Annotated in this window: 21 protein-coding genes; 5 read left to right on the forward strand and 16 right to left on the reverse strand. The window is 61.9% G+C overall.

From position 1 onward, the window contains the following. Positions 1 to 9 precede the first annotated feature (9 nt). From JL39_RS22185 to JL39_RS22200, 4 genes are all read right to left on the reverse strand, one after another. Entirely contained in the window at positions 10 to 1,935 is a 1,926-nt protein-coding gene (locus tag JL39_RS22185; RefSeq protein ID WP_037155969.1) for a 5'-nucleotidase C-terminal domain-containing protein, read from the reverse strand. Positions 1,936 to 2,149: 214 nt separating this feature from the next. Continuing rightward, positions 2,150 to 2,509 carry an outer membrane lipoprotein Omp10 gene (omp10, locus tag JL39_RS22190; RefSeq protein WP_037155972.1) on the reverse strand — a complete coding sequence of 120 codons (360 nt, stop codon included), beginning with the start codon at positions 2,507 to 2,509 and terminating at the stop codon, positions 2,150 to 2,152. Between the two features lie 147 nt (positions 2,510 to 2,656). Continuing rightward, a complete protein-coding gene (locus JL39_RS22195) occupies positions 2,657 to 4,102 on the reverse strand; it encodes a homospermidine synthase (RefSeq protein ID WP_037155975.1) in 1,446 nt (481 codons plus the stop codon). A 153-nt stretch (positions 4,103 to 4,255) separates the two neighbouring features. Beyond that, entirely contained in the window at positions 4,256 to 5,164 is a 909-nt protein-coding gene (locus tag JL39_RS22200) for a DUF3445 domain-containing protein (RefSeq protein WP_037155978.1), read from the reverse strand. A gap of 176 nt (positions 5,165 to 5,340) precedes the next feature. On the opposite strand from JL39_RS22200, the gene JL39_RS22205 reads away from it, so the two are divergent. Then, positions 5,341 to 5,553, forward strand: a complete 213-nt coding sequence (locus tag JL39_RS22205) for a hypothetical protein (protein ID WP_152601227.1) — start codon at positions 5,341 to 5,343, stop codon at positions 5,551 to 5,553. A 32-nt stretch (positions 5,554 to 5,585) separates the two neighbouring features. On the opposite strand, the gene JL39_RS22210 is transcribed toward JL39_RS22205, so the two are convergent. Genes JL39_RS22210 through JL39_RS22225 form a run of 4 tightly spaced genes read right to left on the reverse strand, consistent with a single transcriptional unit; the run spans position 5,586 to position 9,669 of the window. After that, positions 5,586 to 5,963 (reverse strand): DUF4440 domain-containing protein, encoded by a 378-nt coding sequence (locus JL39_RS22210; RefSeq protein ID WP_037155983.1) that lies wholly within the window; start codon positions 5,961 to 5,963, stop codon positions 5,586 to 5,588. Beyond that, positions 5,963 to 6,646, reverse strand: coding sequence for an aminotransferase class IV family protein (locus JL39_RS22215; RefSeq protein WP_052183046.1), 684 nt, complete (start codon positions 6,644 to 6,646; stop codon positions 5,963 to 5,965). Before JL39_RS22215 ends, JL39_RS22210 begins: the two co-directional genes overlap by 1 nt. Next, positions 6,631 to 7,803, reverse strand: a complete 1,173-nt coding sequence (locus JL39_RS22220; protein WP_037155986.1) for an aminodeoxychorismate synthase component I — start codon at positions 7,801 to 7,803, stop codon at positions 6,631 to 6,633. The genes JL39_RS22215 and JL39_RS22220 overlap by 16 nt, the downstream gene beginning before the upstream one ends. Positions 7,804 to 7,812: 9 nt before the next feature. Then, the gene (locus tag JL39_RS22225) at positions 7,813 to 9,669 is read right to left on the reverse strand and encodes a M3 family oligoendopeptidase (RefSeq protein ID WP_052183047.1); all 1,857 of its coding nucleotides are present in this window, start codon (positions 9,667 to 9,669) and stop codon (positions 7,813 to 7,815) included. 160 nt (positions 9,670 to 9,829) lie between these two features. On the opposite strand from JL39_RS22225, the gene JL39_RS22230 reads away from it, so the two are divergent. Then, positions 9,830 to 11,395: a sigma-54 dependent transcriptional regulator gene (locus JL39_RS22230; protein ID WP_037155988.1), complete on the forward strand. Its 1,566-nt coding sequence runs from the start codon at positions 9,830 to 9,832 to the stop codon at positions 11,393 to 11,395. A 289-nt stretch (positions 11,396 to 11,684) separates the two neighbouring features. After that, complete coding sequence (locus JL39_RS22235; RefSeq protein ID WP_244446946.1) at positions 11,685 to 13,448, forward strand: DUF882 domain-containing protein; 1,764 nt, start codon at positions 11,685 to 11,687, stop codon at positions 13,446 to 13,448. A gap of 77 nt (positions 13,449 to 13,525) precedes the next feature. Here the strand turns inward: JL39_RS22235 and JL39_RS22240 are convergent, their stop codons facing one another. The 3 genes from JL39_RS22240 to JL39_RS22250 all read right to left on the reverse strand — a co-directional run bounded on the left by JL39_RS22240 (position 13,526) and on the right by JL39_RS22250 (position 15,009). Further along, on the reverse strand, positions 13,526 to 13,798 hold the full coding sequence (locus JL39_RS22240; RefSeq protein WP_037155993.1) for a DUF2312 domain-containing protein: 273 nt from the start codon (positions 13,796 to 13,798) through the stop codon (positions 13,526 to 13,528). Between the two features lie 87 nt (positions 13,799 to 13,885). Next, positions 13,886 to 14,194, reverse strand: coding sequence for a DUF1244 domain-containing protein (locus JL39_RS22245; RefSeq protein ID WP_037155996.1), 309 nt, complete (start codon positions 14,192 to 14,194; stop codon positions 13,886 to 13,888). Between the two features lie 23 nt (positions 14,195 to 14,217). Further along, entirely contained in the window at positions 14,218 to 15,009 is a 792-nt protein-coding gene (locus JL39_RS22250) for an N-formylglutamate amidohydrolase (RefSeq protein WP_037155999.1), read from the reverse strand. A gap of 198 nt (positions 15,010 to 15,207) precedes the next feature. Here JL39_RS22250 and JL39_RS22255 point away from each other — a divergent pair, with 198 nt between their 5' ends. Together JL39_RS22255 and pyk are read left to right on the forward strand one after the other, a co-directional pair. Next, the gene (locus JL39_RS22255) at positions 15,208 to 15,681 is read left to right on the forward strand and encodes a DUF1036 domain-containing protein (protein WP_161784789.1); all 474 of its coding nucleotides are present in this window, start codon (positions 15,208 to 15,210) and stop codon (positions 15,679 to 15,681) included. After that, a complete protein-coding gene (gene pyk, locus JL39_RS22260) occupies positions 15,681 to 17,120 on the forward strand; it encodes a pyruvate kinase (protein WP_037156001.1) in 1,440 nt (479 codons plus the stop codon). Before JL39_RS22255 ends, pyk begins: the two co-directional genes overlap by 1 nt. A 139-nt stretch (positions 17,121 to 17,259) precedes the next feature. On the opposite strand, the gene JL39_RS22265 is transcribed toward pyk, so the two are convergent. The 5 genes from JL39_RS22265 to purE form a co-directional block, all read right to left on the reverse strand. After that, positions 17,260 to 18,570, reverse strand: coding sequence for an MFS family transporter (locus JL39_RS22265; protein ID WP_081952944.1), 1,311 nt, complete (start codon positions 18,568 to 18,570; stop codon positions 17,260 to 17,262). Between the two features lie 360 nt (positions 18,571 to 18,930). Next, the gene (locus JL39_RS22270; RefSeq protein WP_037156006.1) at positions 18,931 to 19,554 is read right to left on the reverse strand and encodes a hypothetical protein; all 624 of its coding nucleotides are present in this window, start codon (positions 19,552 to 19,554) and stop codon (positions 18,931 to 18,933) included. A gap of 97 nt (positions 19,555 to 19,651) precedes the next feature. After that, positions 19,652 to 19,777 carry a type B 50S ribosomal protein L36 gene (ykgO, locus tag JL39_RS22275; RefSeq protein ID WP_006726873.1) on the reverse strand — a complete coding sequence of 42 codons (126 nt, stop codon included), beginning with the start codon at positions 19,775 to 19,777 and terminating at the stop codon, positions 19,652 to 19,654. A 127-nt stretch (positions 19,778 to 19,904) separates the two neighbouring features. Then, positions 19,905 to 20,975: a 5-(carboxyamino)imidazole ribonucleotide synthase gene (locus JL39_RS22280; protein WP_037156009.1), complete on the reverse strand. Its 1,071-nt coding sequence runs from the start codon at positions 20,973 to 20,975 to the stop codon at positions 19,905 to 19,907. Next, positions 20,972 to 21,469, reverse strand: a complete 498-nt coding sequence (purE, locus tag JL39_RS22285) for a 5-(carboxyamino)imidazole ribonucleotide mutase (protein WP_037156153.1) — start codon at positions 21,467 to 21,469, stop codon at positions 20,972 to 20,974. The genes JL39_RS22280 and purE overlap by 4 nt, the downstream gene beginning before the upstream one ends. Positions 21,470 to 21,475 lie beyond the last annotated feature (6 nt).

The following is a 21,475-nucleotide window of genomic DNA, read 5'->3' on the forward strand; positions in this document are numbered from 1 at the left end:
GCCGAGAGCTCACTTCGCCGGAAGTTCGAGCTCGGCGCCGACATGGATGATATTCGGATTGCTAAGCGAATTCGCCTCGGCGATCTTCGTCCATTCCTCGCCGTTGCCGTAATGAGCCTCGGCGATTTTCCAGAGCGAATCGCCCTTCACGACAATGTATTTGGTCGGGCCGGCCGGCTGCGGCGCGGCGGGGGCCGGGGTTGCCGGAGCGGCTGCCGTCTGCGACAGAGCGGGGGCGGCTGGTGCCGGCGCCGCGGGAGCTGCAGCCGAAGGGGCCGGCGGAGCGGCCGGGGCTGGCTTCGGCGGCGGCGTGTAGCCCGCCGGAGTGAGATCGGTGATACGGCCGTCCGTATAGGGCTTGTAGGGATTGTTGGCCGCGAGGTAATCCGCCACCGCCTGCTCCAGGTTCGGGCCGAAATCGTAGGGGTTCACGGCGCTGGTCGCGAAGATCTTGTAGCCGTCGCCGCCGGCGCGGACGAAGTTGTTGGTGACGACGCCATAAGTCTTCGCCGGATCGATCGGCGCGAATGCGTCTCCCTCCTTGACCTGCACGTCGCTCACCCGGCTGCCGGCCGGTTTCGACTTGTCGAAGGAGAATTTCAGACCGGCGACCTGCGGGAAGCGGCCGGCGCCATCATCGATCTGGCTGACGCCATTTTCCAGCGCGGCGATGATGTCCGAGCCCTTGATCTGGAAAGTGGCGATGGTGTTCTGGAAGGGCAGCACAGTCAGCACTTCACCCATTGTCACCTCGCCGGCATCGATCGAAGCTCGCAGGCCGCCACCGTTCTGAATGGATATGGTGATCCCCTGGCCCTTGACGCGGTCAAGCTGCGCATCGGCAAGCAGATTGCCCATCGAGCATTCCTTCGCACGGCAATTGCGGCGGTCGCCGTCGATTGCGGCTTCGGCACTGCCGACGATCTTCTTCTTGGTTTCCTCGATTGGGGCTTTCAATTCGTCGATGCGCGCGACCATGGCCTGGTCGGGCTGGAACTTGGCATCAACCGGGACGGGCTCGCCGCTTGCTTCCTTGACGACGCCGTTGTCATCGAAGACGACCTTCAGGTCGCCGAGATAGCGACTGTACTGGAAAGCCTGGACGACCGGAACCTTGTACCCGCCGGGGTTGTCGGACCAGGTCGGGTAGGGGCCTTCCGCGCCCTTGACGGTGTTGGAGAGAAGCGTGTGGGTATGACCACCGACGACAACGTCGACATCCTGGATCTTGGCGATCGCCGCAAGGTCGCGCGGATAGCCGACATGGGTGAGCGCGATGATCTTGTCGACGCCCTGGGCCTTCACGGCCTGGACGGCCTCGGTGATCTTGGCGACGTCGTCGGCGATCGTGATGTTCGGACCGGGATTGGCGATTTCCGGTGTTTCATTGGTGACGGCGCCGACGATGCCGATCTTCTGTCCACCGACATCGAGGATGATGAAGGGCTTGATGCGGTCACCGATCTTGGCGGCGGCGCTTGGGACGACATTGGCGGTCACGACCGGAAACTGGACCTTGTCAAGAAAAGTCGCCAGCACGTCGTCGCTGTCGTCGAACTCGTGGTTGCCGACGGTCATGGCGTCGAATTTCATGGCGTTCAGCACTTCGGCTTCCACCGCGCCCTTGTAGGTCGTGTAGAAGAGGGAGCCCTGAAAATTGTCGCCGGCATTCAACAGGAGGACGTTCTTGTTCTCGGCCTTCAGAGCGTCACGCGTCTGGTTGATCGCGGTCAGCAGGCGGGCCGCGCCGCCGAAGCATTCATTCTTGCCTTCTTCTTCCGCCGAGCAGGTGGAGTCATATTTGTTGACGGCCTCGATGCGCGAATGGAAGTCGTTGATGTGCAGGATATTGAGCTCGAAATCGGCGAGCGCCGCGCCGGTTGAAAGGGCCAAAACCGAAACGGTCATCAGCCCGAACCTCAATGTCTTCATCATCTGATCTCTCTCCTGTTTGATCGATCGGCTTTTGGCCGCCTCGCGCCGATTGTTCTACTGTCCCACCGTGACAATCGTTCTGCGGCACATGTTTTCATCAAGAGGATGCCGTTTCAAGGGAAATGTGACAGCCGTGCATGCGCGCTGCTTCCCGCGCAAAACAAGAAAACCCCGCCGAAGCGGGGTTTGTAAAATAGATCCCGAAAGACCGTGATCAGCTTCGCCGCATAAGGGAGAACTGGGCGCCGCTATCCTGCGTGCAGTTGAGCTGGTTGGGGCTCACGAGCGAGCAATTGACGCGTGACTGCGTCTTTCTCACGAGCGAGGTCATATTGATCTCGACCAGCGTCGGCGAGAGATTGACGTAGGTGCCGGAGGCCAGAAGCGTATTGCTGTCGCTGGAGCGGGTGTTGAACGTGCCTCCCTGGAAGGTGGAGACGATGCCGTTCGGATCGGACCAGCTTCCCTCGACGCCCTGGGGCCGGGGCGGAGGAGCTTGGCGCGGCGGAGGAGAGGACATGCAGGCGGTCAGGCCTGCGGCGGCGATGAGCGCAAAGCTCGCTTTCAATTTCATGATCTGTCTCCCGCGAATCGGTCCGTCCCTTAAGGCGAAGCATGCCGCCACGGACCTATGTAACGCAAGATGTGGCCTTGAAAAGGCAAGGGCCTGTGGACACACAAAAAACCGCCTGCCGAAGAGCAGGCGGTCTTCCTCGATCGGTCAGCGAACCAGGATGTTCCTGAACTGCCAGGGATCCTTTTCGTCGATGTCTTCCGGGAAGAGGCCCGGGCGGCCATCGAGCGGGGTCCAGTCGGTGTAATGGCCTTCGACAGGGCCGAGATAGGGAAGCTGCACTTCAAGGCAGCGCTTGTAGTCGATCTCATCCGCCTCGACGATGCCTGCGCTCGGATTCTCCAGCGCCCAGACCATGCCCGCGAGAACGGCCGAGGTCACCTGCAGACCGGTGGCATTCTGGTAAGGAGCGATGCGGCGGGTTTCTTCGAGCGACAGGCGCGAACCATACCAGTAGGCGTTCTTCTCGTGGCCGTAGAGCAGGACGCCGAGTTCATCGATGCCGTCCTCCAGCTCGTCTTCGTCGAGAACGTGGTGAACGGGCTGCGGCGTGCCGCCGTTGCCGAACATCTCGTGCAGCGAAAGCACCGCATCATTGGCCGGATGATAGGCGTAGTGGCAGGTCGGACGGAAGGTGACTTCGCCATCCTTGTCACGCACCGTGAAGTAGTCGGCGATGGAGATCGACTCGTTGTGGGTGACGAGGAAGCCGTATTGCGGGCCGGGCGTCGGGCACCAGGTCCGTACGCGGGTATTGGCGCCGGGCTGTTCCAGATAGATCGCCGCCTTGCAGCCCTTCTTGTGCTGCTTGGCGTTCTTCGGCATCCACTCCTCGTGCGTCCCCCAACCGAGTTCGGCCGGCTGCAGGCCTTCGGAGATAAAGCCTTCGACCGACCAGGTGTTCCAGAAAACGTTGAGCGGCTTCGGGTGCTTGGTGCGCTGGGTATCGCGCTCGGCGATATGGACGCCCTTGACGCCGAGCTTCTTCATGAGCTTTGCCCAGCCTTCACGGTCGTGCTGGGTCGGCTCTTCGAATTTCAGGCCGGTATCCCTGGCAAGGTTGACGAGCGCCTTCTTGACAAACCAGGACACCATGCCGGGGTTTGCGCCGCAGGTGGAGACCGCCGTCGCGCCGCCCGGGTTCTTTGCCTTTTCCTTGCGCACGGTTTCACGCAGCGCGTAGTTGGTGCGATCCGCGTTCTTCATGTTCTTGTCGAAATAGAAGCCGAGCCAAGGTTCTACGACGGTGTCGATATAAAGGACGTTGAGCTTGCGGCAGAGCTTCATCAGGTCGAGCGAGCCGGTATCGACCGAAAGATTGACGCAGAAGCCCTGGCCGCCGCCAGCCGTCAGCAGCGGCTTCAGGAGATCCTTGTAGTTATCCCTGGTCACATATTCCTTGATGTGACGGACGCCGTGTTTTTTGAGAATTCCCGCTTCGTCGTCGCGCGGGTCGATCACCACCATCCGGTCCTTGTCGAACTTGAAGTGGCGTTCGATCAGCGGCAGCGTACCGCGGCCGATCGAACCGAAACCGATCATCACGATCGGGCCGGTGATTTCGCCATACACCGGATAGTTAGTCTCTGACATGTCTCTCTCCTTGATCGGCGGCCCTGTGGGCCGCTGCCCCGCTTCTTCGGCAGTGGACGGATAATGGATGCGCAGGTGCGATTTCGCGGCGCTCTAGATCATAAAACCGCGTCACAATAAAGAGGCCATCGGTTTTCCGGGTGAAATCGGCACTTACCTGACAGAGACGAGTTTTTCGGCGGATTTACGAAGCATGGCCACGAGTTCGGTGCGCTTTGCGAGGAGCCCCTTGTAATCGGCCTGTTCCGGCGTCAGCGTTTCGAGCTGATCGGCGAGCGAGGCTACCAGTTCCCGGGCGTTCGGTTGAGCCGTGATTGCGGTGACCGGATCGAGATAGATGCGGGTAGTGAAGAGGATGTCGCCCGAGACCGGCATTTTCCTGAGCGTCTGGCGCTCGACGCGGATGAACGCCCCCTCTGCCGGCACGTCCTTCGTTTCGGAAGCAGGCTGCGCGACAGGGCGATAAAGCTTGTAGCCCCAGTTGATCGACCAGTTCCAGCGGACCACGAAACGGGCTGGCGAAAGATTATCGAACATGCGGTAGATGAGGTCCGCATTGCGGCTGCCGCGTGCAAAATCCGGCACTGGCGCATGAACCTCATCGATCGCCTTGCCGAACTTGTCCGCAAGCGACCAGGAGGAGGGGAAGGCGAGGAAGGCGGCGGCGAGGCGCCAGCCGTTCTCGCCCTTGCGCATGATGACGAGATCGTCCTGCATCATGAGACCGGCACGAACAAGCGGCGGCAGGCTCTGGTCGGCGAGATCGATCCTGTGGCCCGCCATCTCCACGAGATTGCCGTCGCGATGATAGATCGCCGGATGGTGGGACGGGAGATAGTCCGCCAGCGCATCCAGGATTTCCTGCTGGGCCTCTTCCGTATCCGGTTCTGCCTGAAAAATCTGATCGCCATGCTCGGCGAAGAGCTTCCTTTTCTCGGTCAGGTGATAGGCAAGATCGCCGTCCGGTTCGATCCAGCGGGCAGGATCGAGCTGGAGAAGCCCGATGGTGAAGGGCTTCGAGGAGCCGTCATAGGGCGTATAGATGAGGGGCTTATCGTTCATGCCGTCCCGGGTGTGCCGTTTCAGGATCGGTTTAAGCCAAATTCATGTACTTGTAAAAATCGTCTTCGAAGACTTGGAACATGCCGCGACAGCCCTACAAATATTTCGCAGGTGCAACATGCGGGGCGGGAAGGCTGATGGTGCTATTCAGCAGGGTCTTTTATGTGATTGTCGGGATGATCGCGGCATTCAGGACCATGGGTTTGCGCAATACGACGTCGAGGGCCTGGATCCGGCTTTATCCCGTTCGGCCGGATGGCGTGCAAAATCGCTTTGACTGGCGCATGTGGCTGCCGTTCTGGGCGGTGTTCTTCATCGGGTGCGCCATGGCGGTGGTCGTCGCGTCTTCAGGCGAGCGCAATCCCGAGGGGTTGCTCATTATCAAATGAGCGATATGTCGGCGAAGATCGCCGTGTCTCCGTCATTCCGTCGCCGTGCCCTGGTGGAAAACCATGCGCCATTTGCCGTCGACATCGAGACGCCAGATCGAACTGCGGTTGGTGAAGAGCTTGTGCCCGTCATCGTCGACGAGACGGACGCCGCGATAGGTGGCGAGCGCGACAGTGTCGCTGAGAAGCGACACCGAGAAATCCAGGATCGCCGTGTTGTTCGGCCCGACCTCGGAGACGAGGCGGGAGATGATGTCATCGAACGTATAGACAAGGCCGGAACGGCCGAATTCACGGAACTCAGGCGCCAGAAGTTCACGCAATCGCGTCTCGGAACTGCGCACCTCGCGGGTCTGCAGCGCAGCTTCGAGCGAAAGCAGATGATCGGCAAGCGATTGCGATTCGACCATTACCTTTCTCCTCCAGTTCCAGAGACGGTTTCAGCAGGTGATGGTTCCGGTTGTTCCTTGTCGCTTACGAGTTCGGCAGGGATGAGGCCGCGCAGCGAATTGCCCACGAAAATGCGGCGCTCCTCGAGGTCGGCAAGGCGAAGGATCTGGCTGCGGGCCTTCCGCTCGCGGATCAGTTCGGCGCGCAATATACCGGGCAGAAGCCCGCTTGTCAGCGGCGGCGTCAGCAACTGGCCATCCGCATCCTCGACAAAGACATTGGTGATCGTGCCCTCGCAGATTTCGCCCCTCTCATTGAGTAGAAGGACTTCATCCGCCTCGTCGGGGGAGAATTCGGCGCGCGCGGCCTCATAGGGTTCCCGGCGGGAGGTCTTGTGGCGAAACAGGGGATCGTCCGCCGGAAGCGAGGTGCTTGCGACGCGCAGACGCCATACGGTGCCGGCGGGGATGGGGGTGAAGGGCGTCGCGGTGATCTCGATCCTGCCGCGATAGGTCATGATGAGGCGAACACGCATGGCGGTTTCGCCGCTGACGGCGGCCTGAAGCTGCTTCAGCGTATCCGGTGGCGGCTGGCGGAATCCCAGGGCATCGGCCGACCGGCTGAGGCGGCGCAAATGCTGTTCCACCCGCAGGAAGCCCGCGCCCGGCTCCCAGCGCATCGTTTCGATCAGCGAGAAATCCATTGGTCGCCCACCGCAAAGCGTGCCTTCAAAAGACACTCGTCATATTCGGCCTCCGCCTTCGAGTCGAAGACGATGCCGCCGCCGACATTGAAGACGGCCCTGCCGTCCTTGAAAAGGGTAATCGTGCGGATTGCCACGGAAAAGCGCATCGGCCCGGCCGGGTCGCAATAACCGATCGCACCGCAATAGGCGTCCCGAGGGCCATCCTCCAATCCGGCCAGAATCTGCATCGCCCACAGTTTGGGCGCTCCGGTGATGGAGCCGCAGGGAAAGAGCGCCGCGAGGATTTCCGGAAAGCCTATCCCCGGTTTCAGCCTGGCCCGCACGTGGCTGACCATTTGGTGAACGGTCGGATAGGTCTCGATTTCGAACAGTTTCGGCACCGAGAGGGTGCCGACTTCGCTGATGAGCGAAATGTCGTTGCGCAGCAGATCCACGATCATGCGGTTCTCGGCCAACGTCTTCTCATCGGCGAGCATGGCCTCAATGATCGCCTTGTCCTCTTTCGCGGTCGCGCCGCGCGGGGCGGTGCCCTTCATCGGATGTGTTTCGATGAAACGCTCGGCATCGACCGAGAAGAAAAGCTCCGGCGAGCGCGACAGGATGACCGGGCCTGCGAAATCCCCGGCGAAATCGATGAGTGCGCCGTAGTGCACCGGCTGGCGTTCGATGAGAGACCAGAAGGCGGAGCGCGGGTCGCCCTGCCAGCGGGCGGTGATCGGCATGGTCAGGTTTGCCTGATAGCAATCCCCCTTGCGCAGGTGCTCATGCAGCCGGTCGAAGCGCTGTCGGTAGGTTTCGAAATCCCAGGCCGCGTGCGGTTCGGTCAACAAGGGGTCTTCACTTTTCACCGGTTCCGGCAGGGCGAACGGATGCTCGTGACCGGCGGGAGCATCGAATATGCCCATGGCAAGCAGGGGCACCGGCCGGTTCGGCACGATCAGCGGTAGGAGCTTCTCCTCGAAGACATAACCGGCTTCGTAGGAGATATAGCCCGCCAGCCATCGGCCGGAGCGGCGGGCTTCCTCCAATCGATGAAGGGCGGGCAGAACCTCGTCGGCCGTCCGCGCAAGGACGATCTCCTTCGGCCGGTCGAAGACAAGGCTCCGGCCGACGGGATCATCCCGAAAGAGCGCGTAAGGCGCCGTCTGTTCCATCGAAATGGCTCACGCCCTGTCCAGGGCCTCCAGTTCGTCGATCAGGCCTTCGATCATCGACAGGCCCTTGGACCAGAAGGACGGATCGGCGGCATCGAGGCCGAAAGGCTTCAGAAGCTCCGAATGATGCTTGGTGCCGCCGGCTTTCAGAAGCTCGAAATACTTCTCCTGGAAGCCGGGTTCCGCCTGACTGTAGACCGCATAGAGTGAATTCACCAGGCAGTCGCCGAAGGCGTAGGCGTAGACATAGAAGGGCGAGTGGATGAAGTGGGGAATATAGGTCCACCACGTCTCGTAGCCTTCGGAGATCCTGATCGCAGGCCCGAGGCTTTCGCCCTGGACGGAGAGCCAGAGCTCGCCGATCTGTTCGGAGGTGAGTTCTCCTTCCTTGCGGGCCGTGTGGACCTTGCGCTCGAACTGGTAGAAGGCGATCTGGCGCACGACCGTGTTGATCATGTCCTCGACCTTCTGGGCGAGCATGGCCTTGCGTTCGCGCCTGTCCCTGGTCTTTTCCAGCAGGGCGCGGAAGGTCAGCATCTCGCCGAAGACGGAGGCCGTTTCGGCAAGCGTCAGCGGCGTCTGGCACATCAGCGCCCCCTGAGCGCCCGCAAGCACCTGATGTACGCCGTGGCCGAGTTCATGGGCAAGCGTCATCACGTCGCGCGGCTTGCCCATGTAATTGACGAGCACGTAAGGATGGGCCGACGGCACGGTCGGGTGCGCGAAGGCGCCCGGCGCCTTGCCGGGACGTACCGGCGCGTCGATCCATTCCTCGTCGAAGAAACGGCCGGCGATCTTCGCCATTTCCGGCGCAAAGCCGCGATAGGCGGAAAGCACCGTCTCCTTTGCTTCGGTCCACGGAATAACAGCGGTGGGCGTTTCCGGCAGCGGCGCGTTGCGGTCCCAGAAATTCAGCTGTTCCATTCCGAGCCATTTCGCCTTCATCGCATAGTAGCGATGCGAGAGACGCGGATAGGCATTCTTCACTGCCTCGGCCAATGCATCCACCACCTCGCGCTCGACGCGGTTCGCCAGATGCCGCGAATCCGCGATGTCCTTAAAGCCACGCCAGCGGTCGGAAATCTCCTTGTCCTTGGCGAGCGTGTTGGTGATCAGGGTGAAGACGCGCAGGTTCTCGCCAAAAGTCTTCGAAAGGGCTGCCGCCGCCTTGGCGCGCACCTCCGGTTCGGACTCCTGCAGCATGTTGAGGGTCACTTCGAGCGGCAGCTTCTCGCCGTCCACCTCGAAGCGGAGTTCCGCCATGGTTTCGTCGAACAGACGGTTGAATGCCGCGGCCGATGTCATGGATTTTTCGAGGAAGAGCTGTTCCAGCTTGTCTTCGAGCTGAAACGGCTTGTCCTTCCTGAGATCGACGACCCAGGGACGGTAGTGGCCGGCGGCCGGATCGCGATCCATGCAGGCGTCCATCACCTTGTCGTCGATGCGGTTCAGTTCCAGTGCAAAGAACAGCAGATGGGAGGAAAGGTCGGTCAGTTTTGCCTGCACGTCGCCGTAGAACTTGCCGTTTGCCGGGTTCGACGTGTCGGAGAAATAGGTGAGGCCGGCATAGGAGCCGAGCTTGCCGAGCAGATCGTCGAGCGCCTCGTATTCCTTCAGCGCCTCACCGATGCCGCCGGCGCCGGTCTTCGTCGCGGCGTCCGCCAGCTTGCCTTTCCATTTCTCCTCGAAGGCGAGCGCCAGCTTTTCCGCCTTGTCCGTGTCGGCAGTGAAGGCAGGCGAATCCTTGGCGGGATAAAGATCGGACAGTTTCCAGACCGGCAGGAGGCCAAGCGCCGGATCGGTTGCTGCAGCGCCGGCGGCCATTGCGGCAGGAATTTCGCGAAACGCGATTGCGGGGTGTTTCATCGCCTTGTCCTCTGATTTTCGATCCGGTCGGTGATTTGTTTTCCCCGCCGTCGATTAAAATGCAAGCTTTTCTCAAAAGGGGATGTTCAAGCCTTTCTGGCACAACCTCCAGCATAACCACCCGAAAGGGAGCACGATGAACGTTGCTGGGAGCCCGAGCATGACTGCGCAAATCCTCGTTGTGGATGATGATCCAATTCAGCGTCGCCTTCTGAAGAATGCCGTGGAGCGTTACGGATACGCCGCGCATCTTGCCGAAAACGGCCTTGTCGCACTCGAGTTCCTGAAACGGACAGCCGTCGACATCAACGTTATCGTGCTCGACCTGATGATGCCGGAAATGGATGGCCTGACCTTCCTTGCCGCCATTCGCGAAGCGGGCATCGAAACACCGGTCATCGTCCAGACCGGGCAGGGCAGCATCGATTTCGTCGTGCAGGCCATGCGGGCAGGCGCCTTCGATTTTGTCGTGAAGCCGGTTTCGCCGGAACGTATCGCCACATCGATCGCCAATGCACTCAAGCTCAACCAGAAGGAATCGAAAGCGCGGGGCGGTCGCCGCCATCGCCCCGGCGCCGTCGGTTTCGGCGATATCATCTCCGCGAGCCCCGACATGCTGCGCGTCATCGATCTCGCTCAGCGCGCGGCGCATTCGAACATCCCGGTGGTGCTGGAAGGAGAGTCCGGCGTCGGCAAGGAGATGATCGCCCGCGCCATTCAGTCGAACGGCGACCGGGCCGGCAAGCCGTTCATCACCGTCAATTGTGGCGCCATCCCGCACAATCTGGTGGAAAGCATCCTTTTCGGCCATGAGAAAGGCGCCTTCACCGGCGCGACCGAACGCCATACCGGCAAGTTCGTGGAAGCGGACGGCGGCACGCTTTTCCTCGACGAGATCGGCGACCTGCCGCTCGAAGTCCAGGTGAAGCTGCTCCGCGCGGTGCAGCAGGGCGAGATCGAGACCGTCGGCGCGGCGCGCGTGCAGAAGGTCAATGTCCGGCTCATCTCGGCCACCAACAAGGACCTGATCGAAGAAGTACGCGCCGGGCGCTTCCGCGAGGATCTCTATTACCGACTCAACGTCTTCCCGATCACCATCCCGGCGCTGCGTCGCCGCAAGGAAGACATTCCACATCTCGCCCGCGTTTTTGCCGAACGCTTCTCGGCGGAGCAGAAATTGCCGAAGATGCTCACTGTCGCCCCTGGCGCGCTGGCGCTGCTTACGGCCTACGACTGGCCGGGCAATATCCGCCAGCTCGAAAACGCCGTCTTTCGCGCCGTGGTGCTTGCCGAAGGCGATGAGCTGACGGAAGCGGACTTCCCGCAGATCGCCGCGCAGGTTCCGGAATTCCGGTCGGCCGAACTTGCCGCGACCGCGATTGCGCCGACGCCGGCCGCAATGTCGGACTACGCCGTGCGGGAGGCGCTCGCCGAATCACCCGTCTTCGCCAACAGCGAAAGGGCCCGCGCCGCACAGCCGGATCCCAAGGCCATGCTCGCCGCCGCCTACCCGTCGGCGGAAAATATCATCGTCAGTACCGACGAAGCGGGTGACGTGAGAAAACTGGCCGATGTCGAGGAGGAGCTCATCCGTTTCGCGTTGAAATTCTATCGCGGCCAGATGAGTCAGGTGGCCCGAAAACTGGGCATCGGACGTTCGACTCTCTACCGGAAACTGAAGGATTACGGCATTGACCCCGACGATCCGCTCAAGGAAGCAGCATAATCGCGTTGTATTAGCGGGAGTTAACTTTCGCGCAAGGATGTCCTGGCACCTTTCATCAACCTCCCATTAGCCATTTGTTGACTATATGGAAGAAGGTTGTACATCTGTGGCACATTTGCCATCGTGTGACCGCATTTGACAGTCATTTGAGGCAGCGTGGGACGTTGTCGACAGGACGGGGATCGTTTTGCCGGATCAGTATGCAAAAGAAGCGCCTTCGGGTGAGAAGGTGCGCGGCGGCAAGGCCGGGCTTTTCAGAACTCTCGCCAAGCGCGTTGCAGCGGCTGCCCTGCTGCTCCTGGCGGCGTTGCCGGTCCTTTCCGTTTCTGTCTCCGATGCTGCTGCCGAAACCAGAAGCCTGAAGCTCTACTTCGTCCATACGGGAGAGAAGGCGGTCATCACCTTCAAGCGGAACGGCCGGTACGACCAGAAGGGCCTCCAGCAGATCAACCAGCTTCTGCGCGACTGGCGCAAGAATCAGCCGACCAAGATGGATCCGCGGCTTTTCGACCTCGTCTGGGAAGTCTACCGCCGCAGCGGCGCCTCGGATTATATCCACGTCGTTTCGGCCTACCGTTCTCCGGCCACCAATGGCATGCTGCGTTCCCGCTCCCGCAATACGGGTGTCGCCAAGAACAGCCAGCACATGCTCGGCAAGGCCATGGATTTCTACATTCCTGGCGTGAAGCTTTCGACGCTCAGGGGGCTCGCCATGCAGATGCAGGTGGGCGGGGTCGGTTATTATCCGAGATCGGGGTCACCCTTCGTGCATCTCGATGTCGGCGGCGTGCGGGCCTGGCCGCGCATGACGCGTCAGGAACTCGTGCAGATCTTCCCGAACGGCAAGACACTTCATCTGCCTGCCGACGGCAAGCCGCTGCCCGGTTACGAGCAGGCGCTGGCGGACTACAAGAAGCGTGTCAGCTCCAGCTCGATCCAGGTCGCCAGTACGGCGGGCGGCAGCATTCGCAGCGACGGTTCCGAACGGAAGCGGCAGCCGAACCTGCTGGCCTTCCTGTTTGGCGGCGGAGCCGACGAGGAAGAGGACAACGCGGAAAGCAGCGCGCCGGCCGTGGCAGAACGCCCGGCTCCGGCCGCGAAGGAGCCTCCGGCAGAGGCGACCACGCCACCGGGCGTGATGATGGCCTCCGCGTCGTCGCCAACGCCAACGCAGACGCCGGAACAGCAGGAGATTGCCGCGCCCGTGCCGCTTTCGCGCCCGGCCTTCCGTTCGGATACGGCATCCGGCGGGCTTGCGACCGCGCTCTATTCGCCAGCGCGTAACGCAGCTCAGGAAGCGCTCGCCTTGCAGGCCTCCGCTCCGGCCAATATGCCGCAGCCGACCGGCGAGGCCTTTGCCGATCTTTCCACCTATAACATTCCGGTTCCGACACTGCTTGGACCGCGCGGTTTGAAGGGTGATGCCGACAACAGCATGATGACCGCATCCGTCGGTCCGATGCCGGCGCCGGAAGAAGTGGCATCCATACCGCTTCCGGCTCATCGGCCTGCTTCTGCAACACTATCGGCAGCGTCCGTCGCCCCCCCGCAAGCGGTTGCAAAGACGGAGGCGGAACAGGAATTGACGCCTGAACTCGTCGCCGCGCTGGCTCGCAGCGTGGAATACCAGCGCCCGTCCGTGCAGCCGACCCGGCCTGCACCGGCGCCGGTTCAAAGGCCGGTTGAAACGGCAGCCGTCTCTCCGAAGGTCATTCAGGCTTCAGCCGGCAAGGGCAGGCAGTTCGGTGACGGATTCGACGCCCCGAGGCCGCCTGTCGCCGCCTCGGCCGGCGCGCTTCCTGTACCCGCCAAAGGTGGACGCACGGGCAGATCGGCTTCTTCGTCAGCCGGCGGTGCTCTGACAGGCGACATGCTTGCGAAATGGGCTCTCAACAACAACCGCGCCGAAGAAGCGGTTTCGATGAAGGCGCCGCGCGTGGTCAGCCGTACGCTCAACAGCGAATATTCGGCGGCCTATTCCGGCGGCGGGTTCAAGCCGGTCGCTGCCACGGTCGCGATCGACCCGAACCGCTTCAGCGGCCCAGGCGACTGATCGACGCCGAACGTATCCGTGGAAACAGAAAACCCGCCGGAACGGCGGGTTTTTCGTGACCCTATGGCGAGCAAGAATCAGGCGGCATCCTGGTCCGGCGGGCTTTCGATCATGCCGAGCGCAGCCAGGTAGGTGTCGAGGATCAGGTCCTCTTCCATGCGTTCCTGGTCGTCCTTCTTGCGAAGCGCGATGACCTTCTTGAGGATCTTGGTGTCGAAGCCCATGGACTTGGCTTCGCCATAGACGTCCTTGATGTCGTCGGCGATCGTCTTCTTTTCTTCTTCCAGTCTTTCGATGCGCTCGACAAATGCGCGGAGTTGGTCGCGGGCGACGCCATGAGCATCAGACATCGGGGCCTCCTGATCGTAGAAAATTTGAATGAGTGGTCGTCAACTGCCGAAAAGAGAGACCGAGGTCAAGCCAAATCCGCCCGTCGATCAACCATCGGCGGGCTTGTTGATGTCGAATGCGGCTTTTTGAGCATCGGTCGCTTCCGCCTGATGCAGATTCTTCCAGTCCTCGTAAGGCATGCCGTAGACGATTTCACGGGATGCGTCCCTGGAGAGATCGACACCCGCTTCGCTGGCCGCATCGCGATACCAGTTGGAGAGGCAGTTGCGGCAGAAGCCGGCGAGATTCATCAGGTCGATGTTCTGCACATCGGCGCGCTCGCGCAAATGCCGGACGAGACGGCGGAAGGCCGCTGCCTCGAATTCGGTCTGCTGTTCCTTGGTGAGTTCGGTCATCGGATCGTCTCCTGATGTTCGTATCAGCCGGGATAGGGGCCCGTGCGCGACGGAAAGATCTTGTATTCGTGCAATGTGGGGTCGGCATTGAGCGTCTTGAAGATCGGCTCCAGCCTTTCCGCCCAGGCCGAGATCCCCGCTTCGTCGCCGATCAGGTCCTGCCGCACTTCGAGGAGAGCATGCGGCGTGCCGGACATCATGCAATGCCGGTACATCGTATCGCCCTTCAGTGCGCCGTCATAGGGCTCGTTGTCGCCGACCTCGATATCCCCGGATTGGCGCAAGAGTTCAAGAAAGGGGAGTACGGCGCGATGGTCGCTGTCCCAGAGGACCGCGGCGTGCCAGGGGCGGGGCGTGCCTTTCCAGAAAGGCGTAAAGGAATGCAGCGAGAGCACGAGCGGCGCACGGCCGGAGGCACCCGCCTTGGCGATCGTCCGTTCGACCGCGCGATGATAGGGCCGGTGATAATTGTCGAGACGAAAGTCCCATTCGGCTTCCGTGATCGGGTGATTGCCGGGAATGACCGCGCCATCGGAAATCTTCATGATCAGCGTCGGATCGTCTTCGCCGCGGTTCGGATCGATCAGCAGGCGGGAAAAGCAGCTCAGGACGGCCGGGACATTCAGCATCGCGGCCAGCCTGCGCGTCAGTCCTTCGATGCCGATATCGAAGGCAATGTGTCGGTGAAACGCGCTTTCCGGCAGGCCGAGGCTGCCATAGGCGGCGGGCAGGCGGTTCATGGCATGGTCGGCCAGCAGCACCATGCCGCTGTCATAATCGCCTTCTATGATCTCGAAAGGAATGAAGTCCTGCATCGGGCGTGGGAAATGGAGGTCGTTGCGGAGATTGGGTTGATGGCACGGTGAGGCGTCCGGCGCAAGCCGTCCGCCGCCCGTCGAAGATGACGATTGGCGGTGTGAAGGTTGCTTAATCGATTAGACTTTCGTTGACTTTCAGACTATGCCGCGCGAAGAAAGTGCTTCACGAATAATCATGGAGTCCTGACGGAAACCGTGTCGAAAAAATCCCCCACAGCCTATCTTCGTTCTCTCGTTTCAGTTCCCGCGCTCGTCGCCATTGTGGGCGTCGGTGTGCCGCTCTTTGCGGCAGGCGCCGCGCATGCGGATTTCCGCGTGTGCAACGGCACCCAGAACCTCGTCGGCGTGGCGATCGGCTATCGCGCTGCCGAGGGCTGGACCACGGAAGGCTGGTGGCAGGTGCCGGCCTCCACCTGCGCCACGCTGATCGAGGGCGAGCTGCAGTCGCGCTACTACTATCTTTATGCCGAGGATGCGGCCCGCGGCGGCCGCTGGGCTGGCAATGTCAACATGTGCGTCGCGGAGAACGAGTTCAAGATCGTCGGCGTCAACGATTGTTTCGCCCGTGGCTTCCAGCGCATGGGCTTCAAGGAATATGACACGGGCCGTCAGGGGAGCTGGATGGTCCAGCTTTCGGATGCGCCCGGCACACAAGAAGGCCAGAATTGATGAGGCGCAACCGCAAAGTAAAGATCCTCGCGACGCTGGGACCGGCTTCCTCCGAGGAGGCGATGATCCAGAAGTTGCACGAGGCGGGGGCCGATCTCTTCCGCATCAACATGAGCCATGCCAGCCATGATCTGATGCGCACGCTGATTTCCCGCATCCGCGCCGTCGAGGCCAAATGCGGCCGGCCGATCGGCATCCTCTGCGACCTGCAGGGCCCGAAGCTGCGTGTCGGCAAGTTCGCCGCCGGCAAGGTGACGCTGACGCCCGGCCAGACCTTCACGCTCGACAACCGCGACGAGCCTGGCGACGAGACCCGTGTCTTCCTGCCGCATCCGGAAATCCTTGAAGCCGTGAAGCCCGGTCACCGCCTGTTGATCGATGACGGCAAGCTCGCGCTGAAGGCTGAGAAGGCCGATGGAAAGAGCATCGTCTGCACCGTGATCGCCGGCACCAGCATTTCCGACCGCAAGGGCGTCAGCCTTCCCGACACGCTGCTTGGCGTCGGTGCGCTCACCGACAAGGACCGGGTCGATCTCGATGCGGTGCTGGCAACCGATGATGTCGACTGGGTCGCGCTTTCCTTCGTTCAGCGTCCCGACGACCTTGCCGAAGTGCGCAAGATCGCCCGCGGTCGCGTCGGTATCATGTCGAAGATCGAGAAGCCCCAGGCCCTCGAGCGTATCGACGAGATCATCGAGCTTTCCGATGCGGTCATGGTGGCGCGCGGCGACCTCGGTGTCGAGATGCCGATCGAAACCGTGCCCGGCATCCAGAAGCAGCTCACGCGCGCCTGTCGCCGGGCCGGCAAGCCGGTCGTCGTCGCGACCCAGATGCTGGAATCGATGATTTCCTCGCCGGTGCCGACCCGCGCGGAAGTCTCGGACGTGTCGATCGCCGTCTTCGAAGGCGCGGATGCGGTCATGCTGTCGGCGGAATCGGCATCCGGCCAGTATCCGGTCGAAGCCGTCTCGATGATGGCGTCGATCGCCCGAGAGGTCGAACAGGACCCGCTTTTCCCCAGCATCATCTACGCGCAGCGCGCCACGCCCGAGGCGACCGGTGCAGACGCCATCTCGCTTGCCGCCCGCCAGATCGCCGAGACGCTCAGGCTTTCGGCCATCGTCACCTATACCTCGTCGGGTACAACGGGGTTGCGTGCCTCGCGCGAGCGCCCGCAGGTGCCGATCATCGCGCTGTCGCCGATCGTCCAGACAGCACGCCGGCTTTCCGTGGTCTGGGGAATGCACTGCGTGGTCACGCATGATGCGATCGATCTTGACGACATGGTGAACCGGGCCTGCCGTATCGTCGTGTCCGAAGGTTTCGGCAATCCGGGTGACCGGATCATCATCTCGGCCGGCGTGCCGCTCGGTACGCCCGGCGCCACCAACATGCTGCGCATCGCCTATATCGGCTCCGACGGCCAGACGGGCATCTGAACGGGTCCGGTCGCTGTTTTCACGCAGATCCTATTCAAGAGAAACTCGCCGGGGCGACCCGGCGGGTTTCTCGTTCGTGCGCATGAAAACGCCGCCCCGAGAGGCGGCGTCGTTGTTGTCTACGATGGTCGGGACGGCCTCAGTCGACCATGCCATGCCCTTGCAGGTAGCCCTTCTTGCGGGCGTCAGGCATGATGATCGCGGCGGTAAAGGCGATCACCATCATGACGGTGACGTACCAGAAGAACCAGCTTTCGTGGCCGATCGACTTGAACCAGAGCGCCACATATTCCGCCGTTCCGCCGAAGAGCGCATTGCCGATGGCGTAGGCAAGGCCGACGCCGAGCGCGCGCACTTCCGCCGGGAACATTTCGGCCTTCACCAGCCCGCTGATCGAGGTGTAGATGCTGACGATGGCGAGCGCCGTGGTGATAAGCACGAAAGCCAGCGTGCTGCTCGTCACCTGGCCGATCGCCGTCAGCAGCGGCACGGTGGTGACGATCGACAGCGCGCCCCAGAGAAGCATGGAATTTCGCCGCCCGATCCGGTCGGAAAGAGTGCCGAAGACAGGCTGCAGCAGCATGTAGACGAAAAGCACGGCCGTCATGGTGGTGCTGGCGGTTTCCTTGCTCATACCCGCCGTATTGACGAGGTATTTCTGCATGTAGGTGGTGAAGGTGTAGAAGATCAGCGATCCGCCCGCCGTATAGCCGACGACGGTGAAGAACGCCTTCCTGTGATGCCTGAAGATGCCTGCAAGAGTGCCTGCCTCTTTCTTGCCGCGCGTCGCCTCGGTCGAGGTCTCGTGCAGCGAGCGGCGCAGGAAGAGTGCGACGATGGCAGCGACGCCGCCGATCGCGAAAGGAATGCGCCAGCCCCAGGCCTTCAGTTCGGCCTCGTTCAGGAATTGCTGCAGGATGACGAGGACAAGGACGGCGAGAAGCTGGCCGCCGATCAGCGTCACATACTGGAACGAACCGAAGAAGCCGCGCCGTCCGGCAAGCGCCACCTCGCTCATATAGGTCGCCGTCGTGCCGTATTCGCCGCCGACGGAAAGCCCCTGCAGCAGACGCACCAGGAGGAGCAGGATGGGCGCGAGAATGCCGATCGTCTGGTAGGTCGGCAGTACCGCGATGATGAAGGAGCCGAGGCACATCATCGTCACCGAAATCAGCATTGATGTGCGCCGTCCGAGCTTGTCGGCGATGCGGCCGAAGAGCCAGCCGCCGATCGGGCGCATCAGGAAGCCGGCAGCGAAGACAGCGGCGGCATTCAGGAGTTGGGTCGTACTGTCGCCGGCGGGAAAGAACTCCGAGGCGAAATAGAGCGCGCAAAAGGAATAGACATAGAAATCGTACCATTCCACCAGATTGCCCGAGGCGCTGCCAACGATGGCAAAGATGCGCCGGCGCGTGTCATGCGCGTCATCGATGGGCGCCATCTGGTTCATGTCTTTTTTCCACATACAGTCCCTCCGTTGGGTTACCGATAAACAATGACTTTCCCGCAAACGCCGTCCCGGCGTTGTCAAGGAGACGCCGCCGCAGCAGCTGCTGGTTTTGTGAAATCGGGACCTGTGAAACCTCCGGCCCCTGCAGAGATATTACTGCGCCAATGGGTGAGATCGGCAAGATGCGTTGAAATAATGCGACGGCTACGTAAACGTCAAACGACTTGTGCGGTAATTGTGCGTTGTTCACATATCGCACGGAATTGAAATGCCGGCGGTGATGCGAGATCACGCCTTCGCTTTCTCCGAGGCGGGGGATCCGGCGCTCGGACCCGGCCGGGACATGCCGTTATGGATGGTTTACGTCCGGTTGCCGGCGATCTTTTCGGAGAGTTTCGTTACCGCTTCCTGCGCCTCCCGATCGGCGGGGTAGATGGCGAGGTAATCTTCCCAGGCCTTCAGGGCGAGTTGATCCTTGCCTGCTTCCATCAGGATGCCCGCCATGCCGGCGATCGCGCCGAAATGGCGTGGCTCGTGCTTCAGCACCTCGGCGATGTCGGCCATGGATTTGCGCGTGTTGCCCATGGTGTAGTGCAGTGTCGCACGGCGGTTCCAGCCCTCGGGATAGGCAGGATCGAGGAGGGTCAATTGGTCGAGGAAATCGAGTGCGGCGGCATTGCGCTTCTCCTTGATAGCGGTCGCGGCCCACTGCATCAGGAGATTGACCGTGGCGCTCCCCGAATCGTTCATGTCGGTCATGATCTGGGTGGCGATGCCGCGCGCCTTATCCGGATCGCGTTCGCGCTTCAGCGCCTCGAACAGCGGATCGAGCGGATTGGCCGGTTGCGAAGCCGATGTGGGAACGGCTGGATCTGCCTGCTGCGGGGTGACGGCAGGCGGGGCAGGCGTTGCCGTCTGGGCGAGAGTCGAGGAGGCGGCGAAGGTCGCGGCCAGAATCAGAGAGCTGAAACGAAAATAGCGCATGCGGATAAGGTAATCCGCATGCGCTCAAGGTCAAACCCGATTTGTCGCGCTATCGACAATTTGATCGGTCCGCGGGATGTCCGGGACCGGAACCGTATCAGCCCTGACGAGCCTTGAAGCGCGGGTTCTGCTTGTTGATGATGTAAATACGGCCCTTGCGGCGAACCAGGCGGTTATCGCGGTGACGGGCCTTCAGCGCCTTGAGCGAATTCTTGATCTTCATTGTTCTGGTCCAGCAGTCTGTGGGCTCGAAAGCCGCTTGTCCTTATCAATCAAAAGCGCGCCGCCTTTATCTTGGAGGGGGCACGCTCTCAAGTTGGGCGTGCAGATAACCCGAGCCCGGGCTCATGTCAACCTTGCGGCAGTGTTTTAAGCTCGGTCACATGGCCCATTTTTCGGCCGGGACGGGATTCCGTCTTGCCATAAAGATGAACGAGCACATTCTTCTTCGCCAGCCAGGCGGGAACGTCGAGAATGTCGTCGCCGATCAGGTTGGTCATCACGCAGTCCGAATGGCGTGCAGGATCGCCGAGGGGCAGTCCGGCAACGGCACGGACATGCTGCTCGAACTGCGAAACGACGCAGGCGGCTTCCGTCCAGTGGCCGGAATTGTGGACACGCGGGGCGATCTCGTTGGCGATCAAGGTCCCATCCGCCATCACGAAGAACTCGATGCCGATGACGCCGACATAGTCGAGCGCGGCAAGCAGCTTCTCCGCCGATTCGCGGGCGACCTGCGCCGTCGCATCGGAGATGCGTGCGGGGAGGGTGGAGGTATGCAGGATGCCGCGTCGGTGGACGTTTTCGGCCGGATCGTAGCAGGCGGTGGCGCCATCCTTGCCGCGGGCGGCGATGATCGACACCTCGCGCTCGAACGGCACGAAGCTTTCGAGAATGAGCGGCACGCCGCCCAGGTCGTCATATGCGCCGGCCGGGCTATCCGCAGCCGAGCGGAAGACGCGCTGGCCCTTGCCGTCGTAGCCGAGCCGGCGGGTCTTCAAGACGCCCTTGCCGCCGAAATCCGCGAGCGCCTTTTCGAGGTCGGCCTGGCTGTCGACGGCGTGGAAGCTTGCAGTCTCGATGCCACAGGAATTGAGGAAGCTCTTTTCGGTGAGGCGGTCCTGCGCGACCTCCAGCGCCGTGGCCGGCGGATGGACAGGCACCGCAAGCTGCAGCGTTTCGGCCGCCAGAACAGGAACGTTCTCGAATTCATAGGTGACGACGTCGCAGCGGCTGGCGAGCTCGGCGAGCGCTGCCGGATCATCGTAAGCTGCAGTGATCTGGGCACTCGCCACCTGCGCCGCCGGACAGTCGGCCTGCGGCTCCAGGATGATCGTGCGGAAGTTGAGCCGCGCTGCGGCAATGGCCAGCATGCGGCCGAGCTGTCCGCCGCCGATGATGCCGATCGTGTGGACCGTCATGAAACCTCGTCTATCGGGTAATCTGCAACGGCGGCCGTCTGGCGGGCGCGCCATTCGTCGAGACGGTCGGCGATCTCGTCGTCATTGAGTGCCAGGACCGCTGCAGCAAGCAGTGCGGCATTGATCGCTCCGGCCTTGCCGATCGCCAGCGTTCCGACCGGGATGCCTGCGGGCATCTGCACGATCGACAGCAGGCTGTCCTGACCCGACAGCGCCTTGGACTGCACCGGCACGCCGAAGACCGGCAGCGGCGTCATGGCGGCGGTCATGCCGGGGAGATGGGCTGCACCGCCGGCGCCGGCGATGATGACCTGAAAACCTTCGGCGCGGGCGGTCTTGGCAAACTCCATCATCCGTTCGGGTGTCCGATGCGCGGAAATGATCCGGGCCTCATAACCGATGTCGAGCGCCTCCAGCGTATCGGCGGCGTTCTTCATGGTCTCCCAGTCGGACTGGCTTCCCATGATGATGGCGACGGGTGGTCTTTCTGCCAGCATGAT

The organism is Rhizobium sp. YS-1r, from assembly GCF_000757525.1.
Classification (GTDB): domain Bacteria; phylum Pseudomonadota; class Alphaproteobacteria; order Rhizobiales; family Rhizobiaceae; genus Neorhizobium; species Neorhizobium petrolearium.